The sequence below is a fragment of the Rubrivirga sp. S365 genome, from assembly GCF_032248475.1.
Taxonomy (GTDB): Bacteria; Bacteroidota; Rhodothermia; order Rhodothermales; family Rubricoccaceae; genus Rubrivirga; species Rubrivirga litoralis.
The window spans coordinates 3,026,776-3,045,520 of sequence record NZ_JAVTTN010000001.1 but is presented as its reverse complement, the minus strand read 5'-3'; the positions used below and the strand labels follow the sequence as shown (position 1 = coordinate 3,045,520).

At 75.8% G+C, this 18,745-nt stretch carries 18 protein-coding genes; 8 read left to right on the top strand and 10 right to left on the bottom strand.

Annotation, left to right across the window (positions count from 1 at the left end; genetic code table 11):
* Positions 1–266 precede the first annotated feature (266 nt).
* Together RQM47_RS13300 and RQM47_RS13295 are read left to right on the top strand one after the other, a co-directional pair.
* A complete protein-coding gene (locus RQM47_RS13300; protein ID WP_314009276.1) occupies positions 267–1,886 on the top strand; it encodes a hypothetical protein in 1,620 nt (539 codons plus the stop codon).
* A 298-nt stretch (positions 1,887–2,184) separates the two neighbouring features.
* The gene (locus tag RQM47_RS13295; protein ID WP_314009275.1) at positions 2,185–4,194 is read left to right on the top strand and encodes an FG-GAP-like repeat-containing protein; all 2,010 of its coding nucleotides are present in this window, start codon (positions 2,185–2,187) and stop codon (positions 4,192–4,194) included.
* 18 nt (positions 4,195–4,212) lie between these two features.
* On the opposite strand, the gene RQM47_RS13290 is transcribed toward RQM47_RS13295, so the two are convergent.
* From RQM47_RS13290 to RQM47_RS13245, 10 genes are all read right to left on the bottom strand, one after another.
* A complete protein-coding gene (locus tag RQM47_RS13290) occupies positions 4,213–4,662 on the bottom strand; it encodes a carboxypeptidase regulatory-like domain-containing protein (RefSeq protein WP_314009274.1) in 450 nt (149 codons plus the stop codon).
* A gap of 221 nt (positions 4,663–4,883) precedes the next feature.
* Positions 4,884–6,107 carry a magnesium/cobalt transporter CorA gene (gene corA, locus RQM47_RS13285; protein WP_314009273.1) on the bottom strand — a complete coding sequence of 408 codons (1,224 nt, stop codon included), beginning with the start codon at positions 6,105–6,107 and terminating at the stop codon, positions 4,884–4,886.
* A complete protein-coding gene (locus RQM47_RS13280; protein WP_314009272.1) occupies positions 6,108–6,512 on the bottom strand; it encodes a LapA family protein in 405 nt (134 codons plus the stop codon). It lies immediately after the preceding gene.
* A 267-nt stretch (positions 6,513–6,779) separates the two neighbouring features.
* Entirely contained in the window at positions 6,780–7,949 is a 1,170-nt protein-coding gene (locus tag RQM47_RS13275; RefSeq protein WP_314009271.1) for a glycosyltransferase, read from the bottom strand.
* Entirely contained in the window at positions 7,946–8,620 is a 675-nt protein-coding gene (locus RQM47_RS13270) for a hypothetical protein (RefSeq protein ID WP_311666048.1), read from the bottom strand. The genes RQM47_RS13275 and RQM47_RS13270 overlap by 4 nt, the downstream gene beginning before the upstream one ends.
* 415 nt (positions 8,621–9,035) lie before the next feature.
* Positions 9,036–9,794, bottom strand: a complete 759-nt coding sequence (locus tag RQM47_RS13265; RefSeq protein ID WP_311666039.1) for a 1-acyl-sn-glycerol-3-phosphate acyltransferase — start codon at positions 9,792–9,794, stop codon at positions 9,036–9,038.
* A complete protein-coding gene (locus tag RQM47_RS13260) occupies positions 9,791–10,792 on the bottom strand; it encodes a phytoene/squalene synthase family protein (protein WP_311666037.1) in 1,002 nt (333 codons plus the stop codon). The genes RQM47_RS13265 and RQM47_RS13260 overlap by 4 nt, the downstream gene beginning before the upstream one ends.
* A complete protein-coding gene (gene cruF / locus RQM47_RS13255; RefSeq protein ID WP_311666035.1) occupies positions 10,789–11,658 on the bottom strand; it encodes a bisanhydrobacterioruberin hydratase CruF in 870 nt (289 codons plus the stop codon). The genes RQM47_RS13260 and cruF overlap by 4 nt, the downstream gene beginning before the upstream one ends.
* Entirely contained in the window at positions 11,655–11,924 is a 270-nt protein-coding gene (locus RQM47_RS13250; protein WP_314009270.1) for a hypothetical protein, read from the bottom strand. The genes cruF and RQM47_RS13250 overlap by 4 nt, the downstream gene beginning before the upstream one ends.
* An 87-nt stretch (positions 11,925–12,011) precedes the next feature.
* Entirely contained in the window at positions 12,012–12,746 is a 735-nt protein-coding gene (locus RQM47_RS13245) for an RDD family protein (protein ID WP_314009269.1), read from the bottom strand.
* 140 nt (positions 12,747–12,886) lie between these two features.
* Here RQM47_RS13245 and RQM47_RS13240 point away from each other — a divergent pair, with 140 nt between their 5' ends.
* The 6 genes from RQM47_RS13240 (at position 12,887) to RQM47_RS13215 (ending at position 18,641) form a co-directional block, all read left to right on the top strand.
* Positions 12,887–13,165 (top strand): hypothetical protein, encoded by a 279-nt coding sequence (locus tag RQM47_RS13240; protein ID WP_311661494.1) that lies wholly within the window; start codon positions 12,887–12,889, stop codon positions 13,163–13,165.
* Positions 13,166–13,330: 165 nt separating this feature from the next.
* Positions 13,331–14,362, top strand: coding sequence for a stage II sporulation protein M (locus RQM47_RS13235; RefSeq protein ID WP_311661495.1), 1,032 nt, complete (start codon positions 13,331–13,333; stop codon positions 14,360–14,362).
* Positions 14,359–15,387 carry a hypothetical protein gene (locus RQM47_RS13230; RefSeq protein ID WP_314009268.1) on the top strand — a complete coding sequence of 343 codons (1,029 nt, stop codon included), beginning with the start codon at positions 14,359–14,361 and terminating at the stop codon, positions 15,385–15,387. Before RQM47_RS13235 ends, RQM47_RS13230 begins: the two co-directional genes overlap by 4 nt.
* Positions 15,384–16,217 (top strand): DUF4129 domain-containing protein, encoded by an 834-nt coding sequence (locus RQM47_RS13225; RefSeq protein WP_314009267.1) that lies wholly within the window; start codon positions 15,384–15,386, stop codon positions 16,215–16,217. The genes RQM47_RS13230 and RQM47_RS13225 overlap by 4 nt, the downstream gene beginning before the upstream one ends.
* Positions 16,214–17,467: a DUF4350 domain-containing protein gene (locus RQM47_RS13220; protein ID WP_314009266.1), complete on the top strand. Its 1,254-nt coding sequence runs from the start codon at positions 16,214–16,216 to the stop codon at positions 17,465–17,467. The genes RQM47_RS13225 and RQM47_RS13220 overlap by 4 nt, the downstream gene beginning before the upstream one ends.
* A gap of 73 nt (positions 17,468–17,540) precedes the next feature.
* Positions 17,541–18,641: a MoxR family ATPase gene (locus tag RQM47_RS13215; RefSeq protein ID WP_311661503.1), complete on the top strand. Its 1,101-nt coding sequence runs from the start codon at positions 17,541–17,543 to the stop codon at positions 18,639–18,641.
* Positions 18,642–18,745 lie beyond the last annotated feature (104 nt).

The following is an 18,745-nucleotide window of genomic DNA, read 5'->3' as shown; positions in this document are numbered from 1 at the left end:
CGGGGCTGGAAGCTACCGGGCCGCCCCGCGGCCGTCGGCGGATTCTCGTCGCGCCACGATCCGTCCGTATCGCCCCCGCGCCGCGTCGCCGCCGAAGTCGCCGCCGGGCGGGGCGGTGGTCGCTCTCTGCCCATCCCTCCATCCCGCATCTCTCCCCATCCCCCTCCCGCCCGCGCACCGATCCGCCCCGCGCGTGCGTTGGGGCGGGGCGGCCGGCCGAACGGCCCCGCCCCGCCCGCGTTCGACGCGCCCCCAGCGATCTGCCCATGCACCGACTTGCCCTCGCCGTCGCCGCGCTCGGCGCGTTCGCCCTCGCCGGCTGCGGCGCGCCAGCCCTCACCGCCGCCCCGCCCGCGGCGGCGGCGTTCGACCCCGCGGCCGTCGACTACGACGCCGTCGCCTCGCTGGACTACGACGAAACTGTCCGCCCGCTGCTCGCGGCGCGGAACGTGCTTTCTGCGACCGGGGGCGGGGTGGGGGACCCGGCCGCCTACGACCTCGACGACGTGGTGATGGCGGGGCCGAGCGGGTTCGTGGTCCCGTTCGACTCGGAGGGCAGCCTGATGCTCCGGTTCGTCCGCGACCTCCCGGCGACGGCGGCCATCCCGTTCCCCAACCTCCGCGACCTGGAGCCCGACGAGCTGCGTTTTCTCGCTCGGTGGATCGAGGACGGCGCGCGCGGGGCCGACGGCCGCGTCCCGTTCGCCGACGCCACGGACCTCCTGCTGGCCGGCGTCCAGGGCGAGAACCACGTGGCCGTGGTCGACGCCGAGACGCTCCGCCTGATCCGCCGCGTCGACTTCGGCGCGCTGGGCATCCCGTCGGCGCCGTACGGGCCGCACCACTTCGCGTTCGAGCCGGACGGAAGCGCGGCCTACGTGTCGCTCGTCTCGGCCGGCGTGGTCGCCAAGATCGACCTCGACCTCTCGCTCGACCCGTCGAGCCCGGCCGTCCTCCTCGCGCAGTCCGAGCGGGGCGCGTTCGCCACGCCCGGCATGATGTCGCTCGACCCGTCGTCGCAGCGCCTCTTCGTCGGCCGCTCGACGCTCTCGGACCCGCTGGCGAACGGGTTCGGCGTCCTCGACCGCGAGACGATGGAGGTCGAGCTCGTCGCCACGCCGTTCAACGTGCCCCACGCGCTGGCCGCGACGCCCGACGGCCGCTACGCGATCACGGCCGAGCTGACCGGCACGCAGGCGCTCAGCCGCGCGCTCGTCTACGACGTCCAGACCGGCGACGCGTCGATCGTGCCGATCCCCTCGGACGGCGAGCCCCGCGAGCTCATCCACTTCAGCATCCTCGGCGCGCACCACATGGGCGGCATGGCGGGCCACGCGATGGGCGACCACGCGATGGGCGAGGGCGGGGCGGGCTACCCGTACACGGTCACGCTCACGTCGCGCTCGACGGACGAGGTCCTTTTCTTCACGCTCAGCGAGGACGGCGAGCTGGTGAGGACCGGCTCGGCGCCGGCCGGCGACGGCCCCTACCACGCCCACGCCAACCACGACGGCTCGGACCTCCTCATTCCCGACCAGCGCGGCGACACCGTCACGATTCTCGACGCCGCCACGCGCGCGCCGGCCCGCCTCGTCGAGGCCACGCCGCTCTCGCAGCCGCACAGCCCGGCGCCGTCCGTCGACGGCTCGCGCTTTTTCGTGACCTCGTCGAACCTCGACGGCGCCTGGACGCCGGAGTTCGTGTTCAACGGGCCGGACGGCCAGCCGCAGGAGGCCCGCGCCTTCGGCAACCTGGCCGCGTTCTCGCCCTCGGGCGAGGTGCTCGGCGTGGTCCAGCTCGGGGCCTACCCGTCAGGCCTGGAGCCGGTCCGCCTCCCGAGCGGGGCGGGCGCGGGCCACGGCCCGATGGACCACGGAGACCACTAAAGTCCGCGGGTCACTAAGTCAGAGACCGTTTAGTAGCCGACCTCAATTCTCCTCCCCCCAGCGGGGGGAGGCCGGGAGGGGGGACCCGGGGCGGCCGCCCCGCCCTCGGCGGCCGCTCCGACGTCTATCCCCCACCCCAGCCCTCCCCCGATGGGGGAGGGGGAATCCTGCCAAACAGTTTCGCAGCGGGCCGCCGCTCGGAGCCCCAGACGCGCGCGGTCCTCTACGGACTTGCCGATGAGCCGAACGCCTGCGCAACTCGCCGTAGCCGCCCCGCCCCTTCACCACCACCCAGCCCGTGCGCCCCGTCCTGCTGATCCTGGCCGCCGCCCTGGCCGCCCCGCCCGCCGCGTTCGCGCAGTCGTTCGAGCGCGAGGCCGCGCCGTTTCCCGTTGCCGTGGGCGGGGTGGACGTCTCGTTCCCGTTCGCCGGCGGCTTTTTCGAGCCGCGCCCCGCCCTCGTCGACCTCGATGACGACGGCGACGCCGACCTCGTGGTCAACGTGGGCGGGGCGGGCCTCCAGCTCTACGAGCGGACCGACGACGGCTGGGTCTGGCGGACCGACCGCCTGGGCGGCGTCGAGCCCGGCAACTGGTCCACGTTCGGGGACCTCGACGGCGACGGCGACCTCGACCTGCTCACGCGCGGAAACCCCGGGCGCGTCCGGTTCTGGCGCAACGTGGGCGAGGGCGAGGTACCCGGCTTCCCCCGCTTCGAGCTGGCCGCCGACGGGCTGACCACGACGGGCGGCCCGCCGGTCGCCGTCGAGGACTCGTCGATCCCCGCCCTCGGCGACGTCGACGGCGACGGCGACCCCGACCTCCTCGCCGGCAAGGCCGACATCGGGACCATCACCTACCATCGCCACGACGGCGTCGGGCCGGACGGGCTGCCGCGGTTCACGTTCGTGACCGACACGTTCGAGGACATCCAGGTCTACGAGGAGGACCCGTCGTGCGGCGGGCCGAGCCCCAACATCCCCGGCACGATCGTCCCCGGCACAATGGGCGCGCGCTCCACCCCGCCCGCGCCGGGCGGGGCGGGGCGGGGCGGGGCGGACCGAGCGGGCGGGGCGGGGCGGCCGACGGTCCGCCACGGCGCCAACGCCATCGCCCTCGTGTCGTTCGCCGGCGGGCCGACGCTGGACCTGTTCTGGGGCGACTTTTTCGCGCCCAGCCTCTTCTACTTCGTCAACACCGGGACCGTCACCGAGCCCGACTACCGCCTGGAGGCCGACCGCTTTCCCGTGGGCCAGCCGCTCACGTCGGGCGGCTACAACGCGCCCACGTTCGGGGACGCCGACGGCGACGGCGACGCCGACCTCGTGGTCGGCGTCCAGCGCGGGCTGTGCTTCCAAGGCCAGACGGCGGTCGCCAACCTGTTCTACTTCGAGAACACGGGGAGCCCCGACCGCCCCGCCCTCGAACTGCGGACGGACCGCCTGCTCGGCGCCGTCGACGTCGGCACGCGCTCGGCGCCGGCGCTCGCGGACCTCGACGGCGACGGCGACCTCGACCTCGTCGTTGGCAACGAGGCTGACCCCGACGACCCCAGCCGGGCTCGGCTCGCCCGGTTCGAGAACGTGGGCACCGACGCCGCGCCGGCCTTCGAGCTGGCCGACGACGACTGGCTCGCGCTGACCTACGACTACGGCGCCTACGGCCCGACCTTCGGGGACCTCGACGCGGACGGCGACCTCGACCTCCTCGTCGGCGGCTTCAACGGCCGCTTCGCCTTTCTCCGCAACACGGGCTCGGCCTCGGCGCCGGCCTACGAGGTGGAGGACGAGCGCTTCCAGAACGTCGACGCCGGCCAGTACGGGCGGGGCGCGCTGGGTGACCTCGATGGCGACGGTCGCCTCGACCTCGTGACGGGCGCCTCGAACGGGCGCCTCCGCCTCTACCGGAACACGGGCACCGCCGAGGCCCCCGCCTTCCGCACCGACCGGCGCGGGGCGCCTGACTCGACGGACCTCGCCTACGCCCTCTCGATCGGCCTCCCCGAAGACGTGGGACAGGACAGCGCGCCGGCGCTCGCGGACCTCGACGCAGACGGCGACCTCGACCTCGTCGTCGGCACCGCCGGGGGCGACCTCCTCACGTTCCAGAACGTGGGCTCGCCCACGGCGCCCCGGTTCGAGGAGGTCGGGGCGGTCCCGGGCGGGCGCCGCCGGACGGCCCCCACGCTGGGCGACCTCGACGGCGACGGGCACCCCGACGTCGTCGCCGGCGCCGACGCGGGCGGCCTCTTGTACTGGCGCGGCACGGACGCCGCGTGGACCGCCCCGCCCGCAGAGCCGGAGGAGTAGCGCGCGGGCGGGGCGGCCTCAGCCGTCGGAGCCGGCCGGCGGCACGAGCGCTCCGCGCGGCGAGAGGAGGATGAGCACGCCTGCCCGCGTGTCGGGCGCGACCTGGAGCGCGGCCTCGGCCGGCGCGTACCCGGCGCGCTCGGCGACGAGCGCCACGCCGCCCGCGTCGACGTCGAGCGTGAACCGGCCGTCGGCGTCCGTGACGGCCGCCCCGCCCCGTCCGCCCGCGATGGCGACGCCGGCGACGGGCCGCCCGGTCGTCTCGTCCAGGACGCGCCCGTCGAGCGCGGTCCGCCCCGAGAGCGCCGCGGCCTCGTCGCCCGTCACGACCACGGACGACGCCTCAGTGGGCGGCACGAGGTCAGGCGCGAGCCACTCCGGCGCGAGCGAGTACGGGACGACGGTGCCGCACGCGGCGAGCGCGAGCGCGGCGCCGACGAGGAGCGGGGCGGGGAGGAGGCGTCGCATGGCAGGCTCGGTGGGCGGACCCGAGGGGGAGACCCGGGGGGCGGGGCGGTGTCGCTTCGGAACGCCCCACCCCGCCCGCGGTGCCCACCCCGCCCCGTACGGCGCGGGCGGGGCGGCTCGGGGTGTGGCAGCTGGCACCACCCCGCCCCGCGCGGCGAGGGCGGGGCGGCAACGACCGGCCGGCCATCCCTCCATCCCGCATCCCCCATCCCTCTTCCCCCTCAGATCCAGTCGTTCTTGCGGAAGTACGCGAGCGCGCCGACCGTGACGAGCGCCATCACCCCGAGGAGCGCGAAGTAGCCGTAGCGCCAGTGGAGCTCGGGGATGTCGTCGAAGTTCATCCCGTAGAGCCCGGTGAGGAAGCCGAGCGGGAGGAAGATGGTGCCGACGACGGTGAGCACCTTCATCACCTCGTTCTGGCGCGTGCCCAGCGCCGAGAGGTAGAGGTCGTTGGTGGAGGCGAGCACCTCGCGGAGCGACTCGATGATCTCGATGGCCTGGACGAGGTGGTCGGCCGCGTCGCGGAGGTACGGCCGCGTGCGGTCCTCGACGAACAGAGCGTCCTCGTCCTGGAGCCGGGCGAGCACCTCGCGGAGCGGCCACACCGCCCGCCGCAGCACGACGACCTCGCGGCGGAGCGCCGAGATCGCCGCCTGGACTGCCGGGGCCGGGTCGTCCAGCGCCTGCGCTTCGAGCCGCTCCGTCGCGTCGCCCATCCGCTCCAGCGTCACGAACACGTGGTCGACGACGAGGTCGAGGAGCGCGTAGAGCAGGTAGTCCGCCCCGCTCGCGCGGATGCGGCCGACGCCGCGGCGGAGCCGGTCGCGGACGGCGCCGAACACGTCGCCCTCGGCCTCCTGGAACGAGAGGACCCAGCCCGGCCCGAGCACGAGCGAGACCTGCTCGATCAGGTGGCCCGGGGCGTCCTCACCGGCCGTCGCGTAGGCCGCCTCGGGGTCGGCGTCCGTGGCCTGGACCATCCGCGCGACGACGAAGAGGGTCTCGTCGTAGGTCTCGATCTTCGGCCGCTGCGTCGTGTGCACGAGGTCCTCGACGACGAGCGGGTGGAGCCCGAACGCGCGCCCGACGGCGTCGACCGTCGCCACGTCGGCCACGCCGACGACGTCGACCCAGGTCACGCCGGTCCGGTCGGCGAGCGCGCGGGCGGCCTCGGCCGAGAGCCCGTCGTGCTCCTCGACGCCGCCCTCGGTGTAGTGGAACGCCGTGACCCGGGCGGGGCGGACCGGCGCCTCGGGCACGACCAGGACACCGGGCGCCCGCCCGAGCGCGTGCGACCGTCGCTCGACGAGCCGGGGCACGCGGGGCGTGAGCGGGGCCAGGAGCTGCCCGGCCTCGCGGCCGGCCTCCCGGAGCCGCCCGGCGATCTGCTCGCCGACGTCCCAGTCGCGGCGCCCATCGGGCGGGCGGGGTGGTCGGCGGGCCACCTACGCCCGCGGCGGGTCGCGCTTGACGGTCTCCGTCCGCCGCGCCACCTCGTCCGCCAGCCGCTGCATCTCGTCGGCCTCGGTCGGGGCGCCCGGGCGGGGCGCCGGCTCGGGCGTGTTGAGGTGGCCCACGGCCTTTTCCTTGACCACCTGCGTCTGCCCCAGCTCTTTCTCGACGCGGCGCGCGCGGCGCGAGGCCCCGATGCGGCCGGGCAGCGCGATCAGGTAGCCGACCAGGATCCCGGCCCCGAACCACCCCGCCAGCATCCACAGCACCGGCCCGACCCAGGTGATGCTCGTGAACGGGAGGGCGAGGGCCACGTCGTTCTGGAGGTTCTCCGGCCGGGTCGCCAGCAGGATCCCGAGGACGGCGAACACGAGGAGGAGGGCGAGGGCGAAGCGCATGGCGGCTCGGGGGGTGGGGCGGGAGTTTACGGCGGCGCGCCGCTGGGGTGACGGGGGGCAGGTAGAGCAGGTAGAGCAGGTAGAGCAGGTAGAGCAGGTAGAGCAGGTAGAGCAGGTAGAGCAGGTAGAGCAGGTAGAGCAGGGGGCGGGGCGGCCGCCGAAAAGTTCCGCGGCATTCCCACCCCGCCCCTCGCGCTGCGCGGGCGGGGTGGGCACCTTGCTCTCTCCGCTCTCTCCGCTCTCTCCGCTCTCTCCGCTCTCTCCGCTCTACCTGCCCTCCTCCGCCCCGCCCACGGCTCGGCCCTTCCACGCCACGCGGCCGCGGGCGTGCGCCCACGCCGAGTCCAGCTGGAGCGCGGCGCCGAGCGCGAGCGTGACCGGCGCGAGCGCGCTCACCCACAGCGGGAACCGTCCCCAGCGGTCGACGCCCAGCTTGACGGCGACGAGCGTGACGAGCGGGGCGGCCGCCCACGGCGGCGCCAGCCCGGCCGCCCCGCCCAGCGCGAGCGCGCTCGGGACCACCCACACGAGCGTGTAGAGCGCGAAGAACGCCGCGAACGGGGCGGGGCGGCCGCCGGCCAGCAGGTAGGCGTTCTTGCGGAACCCGGCCCACGCCTCGCCGAACGAGCGGTACATCCGCACGGCCAGCTCACCGCTCAGGTCCTCGACCCAGAGACGGACGCCCGACCGCTTGAGGTACCGGCCGATCATGACGTCTTCGAGCACCTCGTCGCGGACCGCCTCGTGCGGGCGGAGCCGGCGGTAGTCGTCGGCGCCGAGCACCCAGACCTGCCCGTTGACGGCGCTCAGGCCGGGGCTCTTCGTCCGCGGCACGAGCGGGGTGGGGAGCGCGGCGAGGATCGCGAACGGGACCAGGCTCGTGAGCAGCGCCGCCGGCCCGCGGTCGAGGTAGCGCGGGAGGCCCGAGAGCGCCGTGCCCGCCCCGCCGTGGCGCGCCCACCGCCCGACGAGCCGGGCCAGCGCGCGCTCGTCGCGGAGCTCGGCGTCGGCGTCGAGGAACACGAGCACGCGGCCGGTCGCGCGCCGCGCGGCCTGGTACAGCGCGTGCGGCTTGCCGACCCACCCCGCCGGCGGCCCGCTCCCGCGGACCGGCACGAGGCGCGGGTCCGCGTGCGCCTGGAGCACGGCCCACGTCCCGTCCTCGCTCGCGTCGTCCACGACGACGGCCTCGAAGGCGACGCCCGTCTGCGCCAGGAGCGTCGGGAGCAGGCGCCGGAGGTTGTCCTCCTCGTTCCGCGCCGGGACCAGCACCGAGACCGCCACCCCCGCAGGAGACGGCGCAGCCGCCCCGCCCTCCGGCTCGGGCGGGGCGGGGAGGGCGCGCGACCGGCCGCGCGCGAACGCGACGAGGTTCACGCCGAGGACCAGGAAGACGCCGGCGTGGAGCGCGAGGACGACGGCCGCGAGCGCCGTCACGGAGGGTCGACGAGGAACTGGCGGAACATGCGCGGCGGGTCCCCCGCGAGCAGCCGCCGCCCGAGCGCGGCGCCCTGTGCCGCGTCCTGCTTGCGGACGGCCATCCAGATCCACACCTCGGCCTCGAACGGGTGGATGCCCGGCGTGGGCCGCCGCGCGAGCACCTGGCGGAGCCGCTCGAACGTCCGCTGCGCCTCGGCCACGTTGCCGCCGAAGATCCGCGGCTTGTAGTAGAGCCCCTGGCCCTTGACGAGCAGCGCGTACGGCTCGTCGGAGTCGAGGCGGAGGGCCTCGTTCAGGATCCGCTCGGACCGCCGGCCCCGCGCCGGGAGCGCCCACTTGGGTCCGCTCGCCGCCTTGTACGCCCACAGCGCCGAAATCAGCGCCAGCTCGCGGGCCGACCGGACGCCCTCGCTGGCTGGGATCTCGTCGAGGTAGCCCTCGTCCAGCGTCATCGGGAACAGGCGGTACAGGCAGAGCAGCCGGTCGAGCTGCGTCCGCGCCCCCCGCCGGTACAGCCGGTCGACGCCCGACGTGTCCTGGCGCGCGTAGTAGTACGTCAGCGAGTCCTGGACGGATACTGTCGCCGACGTCTCCGCCCCGCCCCACGCCGCGGGCGGGGCGGGCGGCGGCGCGGCACCGAGGAGGAACGCGGCGAGGAGGGCGAGCATCGGGTGGGGCGAACCCCGAGAGAGGAGGCCGGCGAACCTACCAGGACCGGGCGGGGCGGCGGCAGCGGAACGGGACCTTCACCAACAGATTGCGGGGGACGGAGCGGGCAGCGAGCAGCGTGCGGCGAGCAGCGGGCGGGGCGGTCGTGTCAGGCACGCCGCCATCCCGAAGCGGCGGCAGTCCCCCTCCTGGCCAGGAGGGGCTAGGGGTGGTTGTGACGCGGGCGGGGCGGTTCGGGAAAGGCACCGCCCCGCCCGATGCCGCCCTGCCCACAGCGCGGGCGGGGTGGTCGAACCTTCCGCTGCCCGCTGCCCGCTGCCCGCTGCCCGCTGCCCGCTGCCCGCTGCCCGCTGCCCGCTGCCCGCTGCCCGCTGCCCGCTGCCCGCTGCCCGCTGCCCGCTGCCCGCTGCCCGCTCACCCGAACGTGAGCCGGCGGAACAGCGGCGCCACGCGCGAGAGGTCCCACCGTTCGTCCGCGCCGCGCGCGCCGTCCAGGATCACGTGCGCCCGCCCCGCCCCCACGTCGTCGGGCCGGGCATCGTGGAGCCGGTCGAGGACGGCCTGGAGCCGGCCGCGCTCGCCGCCGTCGGGGGTGTCGTGGGCCGCCCCGCCCGCGAGGAGCGCCGTCGGCCGGCTCTCGCCCCACCACGACGTCGAGAGACCGACGGGCCACCACGCGGCGTCGTCCGGGAGCACGCGGGCCAGGCGCGGGAGGTCGGCCTTGAAGGGGCGGAGGCCGGCCTCGGGGACGCCCATCGAGCCCTCGGGGTAGACGTAGAGCGCCGTCCGCGGGTCGCGCTCCATGCGGCGGACCGTCTCGCGCATCGTCCGCGCCCGCGCGCGGCCGTCGTCGGCGGGGAAGGGGAGGGCGCCGACCGGGCCGAACAGGGGCGCCCGCTCCCACGCCTCCATCCACACCACCATCGGGCGGCCGAGCACGCGCGTCAGCAGGAACCACAGGAGGAAACTGTCGGGGTAGACGTGGTGGTTGGCGTAGACCACGAGCGGCCGCCCCGGCGCCGGGTCTACGGGCGGACCCGACGCGGGCGGGGAGGCGCCCACCCAGACCGCGCGGCGGAGGCCGCCGCGGAGGTCCGCGAGCATCGTCCGCTCGGCGTAGCGGCGGGCCAGCCCCTGGGCCAGCGTCTCGCCGCGGTAGACCGGCTCCGTCACCGCCCCGCCCGTGTTGGGGCCGCCCGCGCCGCGAGCCGGGCGCGGCGGCGCGCGTAGTCGTCGTGGACGGCCAGCCGGAGCTTGCGGCGGAGCGGGACGACGGCCCGCCGGCCCAGGTTGTCGTGGCCGTTCTGGCGCACGCCGTTGAGGATCTCGCGGTACATCCGCCCCGCCCCCCGGATGCCGGCCTGCGCGGCGGGGCGGAGGCCGTCGACTTCGGCGAGGCCGCGGTCGTAGAGCGCCTCGGCCTCGGCCATCAGCGACTCGATGAGCGCCACGTACGGGCGGGGCGGGGCGGCGGCCGTGACCACGGCGCCCAGGTCGAGCCCGCGCGCGTCGAGGTCGTCCTGCGGGAGGTACGTCCGCCCCAGCTCGCGCCAGTCCTCGCCCACGTCGCGGAGGATGTTCGTGATCTGCATGGCGTTCCCCAGCGCCCGCGCCGGCGCGTCGAGCCGGCCGAGGTCGGCGGGGCTCCGCGCCAGGAACGGGAGCATGGCCGCCCCCACGCTCCCCGCCACGAGGTCCGAGTACGCCAGCAGGTCGGCCCGCGTGCGGACGGCCCGGCCCTCGATGTCCCACCGGGCGCCGTCGAGGAGCTGGCGGAGCGGGCGCGCCCGGAGCCCGTACGCCGCGTGGACCTCGGCGAGCCGCCGCCAGAGGAGCGCGTGCGGTCCGCCCGGCGGGCGGCCGTCGAGCGTCGCGCGGAGCGCCCGCTCCAGGCCGTCGACCTCCTCCAAGGCCCGCCCCGCCCCGATCGCGAGCGCCCGCTCGTCGGCCAGCGTGTCGACCGTCCGGCAGTAGAGGTAGAGCACGGCGACCGGCACGCGCTCGGCGCGCGGGAGCAGGCGCGTGGCCAGCGAGAACGTCCGGCTGTGGTGGCGGAACGCCCGGCGCAGGTAGCGGTCCTCGGCGGCCCGCCCCGCACCGGGCGGCGGCGGCGCGGGCGGCTCGCGGAACGGGGCGGCCGGCGCGGGCGGGGCGGAGGCCGGGGGCGTCACGCGACGGCGGGCCGCGCCGCGCGGGACCCGGCCGGACCCGACACGGGCGGGGCGGCGTCGCGGCGCAGCCACAGGACGCCCAGCGCGATGGCCAGCCCGACCAGCCCGGCCAGCCCGGCGGCCGGCGCCTTGTACGCGAAGCACACGCCGACCGAGAACAGCGAGTTAACGGCGTAGAACCGCGGCGCCCACACGGCCTCGAACGGCCCGGGCGCGGCCCGCAGCCCGCCCAGCGCCTCGTACCCGACGGCGATGACCGCCGACGTGAGCGCCCACCCCGCCCAGTTCACGAGCGGCATCCCGAAGAACACGCCGCCCACGTCGTACTTCCAGAACGGGAACGCGTGGTTCATGGCTGGGTCCAGCGCCACGTCCCACAGCACCATGAACAGAGCCACGGCCCCGACCCGCCCCGCCCGTCCCAACCCGAGCCGCCGGCCGAGGTCGAGCGACACGATCGAGATGGCGTACCACGACGGCGGGATCAGCCACGGCACGTGTCCGGCGATCTTGGCGCCCAGAAAGTCGCCGTAGCTGTACGGCCCGAACGGGAAGCCCGTCTGCGTGCCGATCAGTTCGGCCGCGGCGCCCACCACGCACCCGACGGCCAGGAACGCGAGCGACCGCCCCCAGCCCAGCTCGGGCAGGTACAGGGCGAAGGCGAGCACGGGCAGCATCGCCATGTTCACCCAGGTCGGGATCTTGATGAGGTCCTGGAGGGTGAGCCCCGTCACGTCCGCGATCACGCCGAGCGCCGACGCGGCCGGGCCGGGGAAAAAGTTGAGGAGCGTAGCCCCGGCGAGGCTGAACACCACCGACCCCGCGAACAGGGCCAGGGCGATAAGGAAGACGCGGTGGGAGGTCATGCGGGAGCGGCGCCAGGGGACGGGGCCAGGGCGAACGAGCAACCCGCGCCTGGGTTCGGGCGCAGGTAGAGCAGGTAGAGCAGGTAGAGCAGGTAGAGCAGGTAGAGCAGGTAGAGCAGGTAGAGCAGGTAGAGCAGGTAGAGCAGGTAGAGCAGGTAGAGCAGGTAGAGCAGGTAGAGCAGGTAGAGCAGGGGGCGGGGCGGCGGCCGAAAAGTTCCGCGGCGTTCCCGCCCCGCCCGGTGGCGCGAGCGGGGCGGGGCGGGCACCTTGCTCTCTCCGCTCTCTCCGCTCTCTCCGCTCTCTCCGCTCTCTCCGCTCTCTCCGCTCTCTCCGCTCTCTCCGCTCTCTCCGCTCTACCCCCCGTAGCGGTCCACGAGCGCCGTGTGGTCGCGGACGACCGTCTCGAGGAACTCGGGCGCCGGCAGCGGCGACGGGCCGAGCGAGAGCTTGGCCTCGATCGCCTGCTTGGCCCGGTCCGCCAGCGCCGACGAGCGCCGGTCGCGCCGCGAGAGCCGGAGCCGGACGAGCACCGCGCGGAGCGTCTGCACGTCGGCGTCGGAGAGCGCCTCGGCCTCGGGCACGGCGGGGACGTACTCGGGCGGGGTGGGCGGGTAGAGGACCTCGGCGAGCCGGACGCGCCGCCGCTGGCGGATCACGGTCGTCCCCGCCGCGAGGTCGCCCAGCCGCTGCGCCCGCCGCGTGACGCCGACGGCCACGACGGCGACCGTCCCCGACGTCATCGTGACGTCGACGAACCGGAGCAGCCACCGCACGAGGTACTGGCCCAGCGTGGGCTGCGCGCCGTCGAGCCGGGCCACGCGGACCTTGAGCAGCCGCTTCCCCGGCGTCTGCCCGTCGAAGAACACCTCGAACAGGAGGTGGTAGAGGAGGACGGGGACGGCCACGAGGAGCACGACCAGCCACTCGGCATCGGCCCCGGCCCGGCCGAGCAGCCAGAAGAGGAGGAGGGCGTAGCCGACCCAGAGCGCCGTGTCGGCGGCCCACGCGAGGATCCGCTCGCCGAGCCCGGCCGGGGCCACGGCGAGCGCGACGTTCTGCGCGGTCTGGATCTGGAGCCGGTCGTCCACGCGGGGAAGCTACGCGGGCGGGGCGGGGTGGCGCCCGCCGCTCCGCCCGAGCGACCTCGTACGCGTGGGGCGGTAGCTTGGCCCCCTGACCTCGGTCTGGCACGACGCCGGACCGTCTTCATCACCCACCCCCCAGTCCCATGAAAACCACCCTTCTTGCCCTGGCCGTCGCGGTCTCGTTCGGGCTCACCGGCTGCGAGTCCGAGCAGGCCGAGGCCATCGACGAGCGCGGCGAGGCCATCGAAGAGGCCTACGAGGAGCGCGGCGACGCGATCGAGGAGCAGTACGACGACGCCGCCGACCGAGTCGACGAGCGGATCGAGGACGGTGCGCCTCCCGGAGACCGCGCCGACGTGATCGGCGACGGCGAGATCATCGACGAGCCGGGCGAGCCGGACGCCGACGCGCTCGGCCAGTAGACGCCCCGCGTCCGCTGAGCGGGGGCGCCCTGTCATGGGGCGCCCCCGCCTCTGTATTGGCGCCCCGCCCCGCCCGCGCGCCTTGGGCGGGGCGGCCGTCCTACGTCGTCGGTAGGTTCCAGGCCGCCCCGCCCCTCGGTTTTACCCTCCGGGTCCGCCCCGCCCATGCGCGAAGCCGTGTTCGTCCGCCGCCACGCCCCGGACTGGGAGGCGTTCGAGGACCGCTTGAAGGACGGCGGCGACCCCGACGCGCTCGCCGACGGCTACGTCCGCCTGGGCGACGACCTGGCCTACGCGCAGACGTTCTACCCGGGCTCGGCGACGGCCGCCTACCTCAACGACCTCTCGGCGCAGGTCCACGGGCGCATCTACCGGAACCGGCGCGAGGAGCGCGGGCGGCTCGGGCGGTTTTTCGCCGAGGAGGTCCCGCTCGCCGTGTGGGCGGGGCGGCGGGCGCTGCTGCTCTCGCTCGGGCTGTTCCTGGCCGCCGTCGCCGTCGGCGCGTGGTCGTCGGCGACCGACGCCGACTTCGTGCGCCTCATCCTGGGCGACGGCTACGTCAACATGACGCGGGCGAACATCGAGGCCGGCGACCCGCTCGCGGTCTACAAGAGCGCCCAGCCGCTCGACATGACGGTCGGGATCGCGCTCAACAACGTGATCGTGTCGTTCCTGGCCTTCGCCGGCTTTTTCCCCGTGGGCGGGGTGGTCCTGCCCGGGTTCTCGCTGGGGACCGCGACGGTCCTGGTCCAGAACGGGGTGATGGTCGGGGCGTTCGCGCACCTCTTCGTCGGCGAGGGGCTGGCAGGCGAGTGGTTCCGCGTCGTGTTCATCCACGGCGCCCTCGAACTCTCGGCGATCGTGGTCGCGGGCGGCGCGGGGTTCGTGATGGGCAACGCGCTCCTGTTCCCCGACACCTACCCGCGCCTGGCGAGCTTCCGGCGCGGCGCGAGGCAGGGCGCGAAGATCGTCGTCGGGCTGGTGCCCGTGTTCCTGGCCGCGGCGGCGCTCGAAGGGTTCATGACGCGGCGCACCGAGATGCCGCTGGCCCTGGCCGCGCTCGTCATCGGCGGCTCGTTCGCGTTCGTCCTGTTCTACTACGTGTGGCTCCCCCGGCGCGTCGCCCGCCGCGTGGCCGCCCGCCCCGCCGGCCCGCGGGCGCCCGCCCCGCCCGCCGCCCCGCCCGCCGCGCGATGATCTCCCCGTACCGCTTCCCCGACGACGGCCCCATCCGCTTCCGCCGCGAGCGCGACCTGGGCGACGTGATCAACGCGTCCGTCCGGTTCTGCCGCGAGACGTGGCGCGAGTGGCTCCCGGCGCTGGCCCTCATCGCCGGCCCGCTCTACGTGATCGGCGGGGCGCTGGAGTCGTTCGCGCCCGGTTGGGGGAGCGTGGTGAGCGCGTCCGCGGGCCTCCTCGTCGCCGCCGGCGCGTTCGGCTACGTCCGCCTCTACCGCGAGGGCGCCGAGGCGGTCGAGACGGCCGACGTGTGGGACGAGGCGAAGGGGCTATTCTGGCCGACGTTCACGTTTACGCTGTGCTGCGTCGGCGTCCTCGTCCTGCTCGCGCTGCCCGTCCTAATCCTCGCTGGGCTGGCCGGCGCCGGGGTCGGGGTAGGCGCGGCGGCCGCGGTCGGCGTCGTGGGCATGCTGGTCCTGCTCGCCGCCCTCCTCGTCCTCTACCCGTACTACCTCGCCGGGCAGGCGGCGCGGCTGCTCGACGAGGATGCCTTCTCCGACGCCGTCCGCCGCGTGCACGGGCTGATCCGCGAGGAGCGGGGGTTCGCGCTGGGGACGTCCATCGTGCTCCTGTTTATCGTCGGGTTCGGGAGCATCGTGATCGCGGGGACGGTCGCCGGGCTCACGTTCCCGTACACCCTCGAAGGTTCGGTCCCGCTCTGGGCCGGCGTGCTGACGGGGTTGGCCTCGCTCGTCGTGCTCCCGTTCAGCGTGTTCTACTACGTGGCCTCGGCGTTCCTCTACGAGAGCCTGAGCGCGCGCGTCGAGGGCACCGAGCTCGGCGAGGGCATCGAGGCGATCGCCGCCGCGACCGGCCTGGGCGGGGCGGGCGGGGCGGCCCGCTCCGAGCCGCCCCGCCCCGACCTCGCGCACCCCGAGCCGCCCCGCCCCGACGACGCGCCCGCCGACGACGCGTCCCTCGACGACGGGCCGTCGGGCGGGGCGGGCGGGTTCCGCGGCGGCGGGTTCCGGGCGGGCTCGTGAGGGCAGCCGTCGTCTTGGTCGCGCTACTCCTCGCGGGCGGGGCGGGGCGGGCGCAGGAGGCGGGGCCGCCGCCGCCGCCGGCCGAGGCCGCCCCGCTGCCGGCCGAGACCGCCCCGCCCGAGCTCCGCACGGCGCGCGTCCGGCCGCGGCCGGTGCCCGACTCGCTGCTCGGCGCGCTCGCGGCCGACCCCGCGTTCCAGTACGACCGCCCGGTCGCTGAGCAGCCGTCGCTGTGGGACCGCTTTTGGCGGTGGTTTGCCGAGACGTTCCTGAACCCGGCCCTCGACGGCCTCGTCTCGCGGCCCGTGGCGGCCCTCCTCATGGCGCTCGCGGCGCTCGCCGCCGTGTGGGTGGTGCTCCGGCTCGTGCGCGGCGAGGGCTCCCGCGTCTTCGGCCGCCGCGACCTCGCGCCCGGCGCGTCCGACCCGCTCCTCGACGTCGACGACCTGCAAGGCGTGGACCTGGCGGGGCGGCTCCGGCAGGCGCTCGCCGGCGGCGACCACCGGGCGGCCGTGCGGCTCCGGTACCTGCTGGCGCTGCAGGAGATGGAGGACGCGGGCCTCGTGGTGTGGTCGAGGGAAAAGACGAACCGGACCTACGTGGCCGAGGCCCGCCGCGCCGACGCCGCCGTGGGCGGGGCGTTCGCCGAGGCCACGCGCGTGTTCGACTGGGTGTGGTACGGCGGCCTCGCCGTCGACGCCGACCGCTACGGCCGGTTCGAGGCCCGGTTCGACCGGCTCGACGCCGCGCTCGGCCGCCCCGCCCGGCCCGCCGGCCGGACCGCCGCCCCGCCCCCGGCGGAGGCGCCGCCAGCGGAGGCCGCGTCGTGAGGCGCGCGCTCCCCTGGCTCGTCATCGGCGGCGTGGTCCTGGCCCTCGTCCTGATCGAGGCGTTCCGGGCGCGGCCCTACGACAGTCGGCTCCGCGCCGAGCGGAGCGGGGTGGAGCCGTTCGACGCCGAGGTGTTCTACCGGCTGCTCCCCGCGTGGCTGGGCGCGCCGGTCGAGCCCGTCGACCGCCCGCCGTTCGAGCGGCTGGCGGACACGACGCTGACCGGCACGCTCTACCTGTTCCTCACCGACTCGTTCGAGCCCGACGAGGCCGAGTCCGACCGGCTCCTCGCGTTCGCCCGGCGTGGCAACACGGTCCTCGCCGTGGCCCAGGACTTTGGCGGCCCGTTCTCGTTCGCCCTCAGCGGCGAGGACTCGACGGCGGTCGACGGCCTGGACACGGCCTACGCCGACTTGTTCGGATTCGGCGACCTGGCGGCGACCGACATGCTCTACCTCCCGTCCGTCGCCCGCGGCCGCGCCTACGCGTTCCCGACGGCCATCGCGGCCGCCCCGCTCGTTGGCATCGACTCGTCGACGACGTCGCTCGTGGCGACGAACGAGCTCGGCGAGCCCGTCGCCGTGGTCGTCCGCGTCGGGGCGGGGCGGGTGATCCTGTCGTCGGCCCCGCTCGCGTTCACGAACGCGGCGCTGGCCGGCGAGGGAGACGCGGCGGCCTGGGTTGGCGGCGTGCTGGGGGCCGCGCCGGCGCCGGAGCGCGTGCTGTGGGACGGGTTCTACAAGCCGCTCCGCAGCCGGGCTGGCTCGCGGCTGGGCGTGGCCACGCGCGTGCCCGGGCTCCGCTGGGCGCTCGCGCTCGCGCTCCTCGGCGCCTTTTTGCTCGTCGCCTTCCGCGGGCGCCGCTGGCAGCGGGCGATCCCGGTCGTGGCGCCGCCGCCGAACGCGCAGCGCGAGTTTGCCCGCGTGCTCGGGCGGCTCCACTTCGAGGACGGCGACACGCAGTGGCTGGCGCGGCGCAAGGCGCTGGCCTTCGAGGACGCGCTCCGCACGCGGCTCGGGATCGCCGACGCCGACCTCTCGGACGGCTCGGCCCGCCGCGCCGCCGCCCGCGCGGGCGTGGACGAGGCCGACGCGCTCGCCCTGTTCGCCCGCCTCCGCACCCTCCGCGCCGACCCGTCGCCGGAGCCCGCCCGCCTCCTCCGCGCCGACCGCGACGTCCAAGACTTCCTGGCCCGCGCCGACCTGGGCGCGGCCCGAAGCGGGGCGGCACGGGCGGGGCGGGGCCGGTAGCTTCGAGCCGCCCCGCCCACGTCGACCGCGCCGCCCCGCTCATCCGACCCGCTCGCGCACCCGCCGCGCCCGTATGACGCCTACCGATCCGGACGCCCGCCCCGCCCCGCTCGACACACCGCCCGACGCGCCGCCCGCCGAGGGCGGGGCGGCGCCCGCCACCCCGCCCCGCGTCGCCCCGCCGAACGGGACGGGCGGGGTGGTCGACGACCTGACGCCGCAGACCGACCTCGGCCCGCTCGCCGACGCCGTCGACCGCCTCCGCGCCGAAGTCGGCAAGCTGATCGTCGGGCAGGGCGCATTCGTGGACGAGGTCGTCGCGGCCATCCTCGCCGGCGGCCACGTGCTGATCGAGGGCGTCCCCGGCGTGGCCAAGACGCTCACGGCCAAGCTCGTCGCGCGCGCCAGCGGTCTCGACTACAGCCGCATCCAGTTCACGCCCGACCTCATGCCGGCCGACGTGCTGGGGACGTCCGTGTTCAGCCCCAAGTCGGGCGAGTTCTCGTTCCACCGCGGGCCGATCTTCGCCCAGGTGGTCCTGATCGACGAGATCAACCGGGCGCCGGCCAAGACGCAGGCGGCCCTGTTCGAGACCATGGAGGAGCGGCAGGCGACGGTCGACGGGACGACCTACCCGATGCCGTCGCCGTTCGTGGTGCTCGCGACGCAGAACCCGATCGAGCACGAGGGGACGTACCGGTTGCCCGAGGCCCAGCTCGACCGCTTCCTGTTCAAGGTCCTCGTGGGCTACCCGTCGCTGGACGAGGAGGCCGAGATCCTGCGCCAGTTCCAGGACCACGGCGGCCGCGTCGACCTGGAGCGCGTCCGCCCGGTCCTGACGGCCGACGAGGTCGAGGCCGCGCGCGCGGCCGTCCGCGCCGTCCGCGTGGCGCCGCCCGTGCTCCGCTACGCGGCCGAGATCGTGGCGGCCACGCGGAGCCACCCCGCCCTGTCGCTGGGCGCCAGCCCGCGCGCCTCGCTCGCGCTCGTGACGGGCGCCAAGGCCGTCGCCGCCATGTCGGGCCGCGACTTCGCCACGCCCGACGACGTCGCCGCGGTCGCCGCCCCGGCCCTGCGCCACCGCGTGCTGCTCACGCCCGAGCGCGAGATCGAGGGCGTCCGCCCCGAGACGGTCCTCCAGCGGATCGTGGCCGAGGTCGAGGTGCCGCGGTGAGCGGGACGGGGGACCGGGGACTAGGGACGGGGGGGGAGGAGGGCTCAACCGCCCCGCCCCGACCACGCCGCGCGTCGGGGCGGGGCGGCCCACGCCGACGGGCG

Bases quoted from the DNA above. Each gene is read 5' to 3' on its own strand.
- RQM47_RS13235 (WP_311661495.1), top strand. From the start codon at position 13,331: ATGCGCGAAGCCGTGTTCGTCCGCCGCCACGCCCCGGACTGGGAGGCG.
- RQM47_RS13240 (WP_311661494.1), top strand. From the start codon at position 12,887: ATGAAAACCACCCTTCTTGCCCTGGCCGTCGCGGTCTCGTTCGGGCTC.
- RQM47_RS13270 (WP_311666048.1), bottom strand. From the start codon at position 8,620: ATGCTCGCCCTCCTCGCCGCGTTCCTCCTCGGTGCCGCGCCGCCGCCC.
- RQM47_RS13215 (WP_311661503.1), top strand. From the start codon at position 17,541: ATGACGCCTACCGATCCGGACGCCCGCCCCGCCCCGCTCGACACACCG.
- RQM47_RS13290 (WP_314009274.1), bottom strand. From the start codon at position 4,662: ATGCGACGCCTCCTCCCCGCCCCGCTCCTCGTCGGCGCCGCGCTCGCG.
- cruF (WP_311666035.1), bottom strand. From the start codon at position 11,658: ATGACCTCCCACCGCGTCTTCCTTATCGCCCTGGCCCTGTTCGCGGGG.
- RQM47_RS13280 (WP_314009272.1), bottom strand. From the start codon at position 6,512: ATGCGCTTCGCCCTCGCCCTCCTCCTCGTGTTCGCCGTCCTCGGGATC.
- RQM47_RS13300 (WP_314009276.1), top strand. From the start codon at position 267: ATGCACCGACTTGCCCTCGCCGTCGCCGCGCTCGGCGCGTTCGCCCTC.
- RQM47_RS13230 (WP_314009268.1), top strand. From the start codon at position 14,359: ATGATCTCCCCGTACCGCTTCCCCGACGACGGCCCCATCCGCTTCCGC.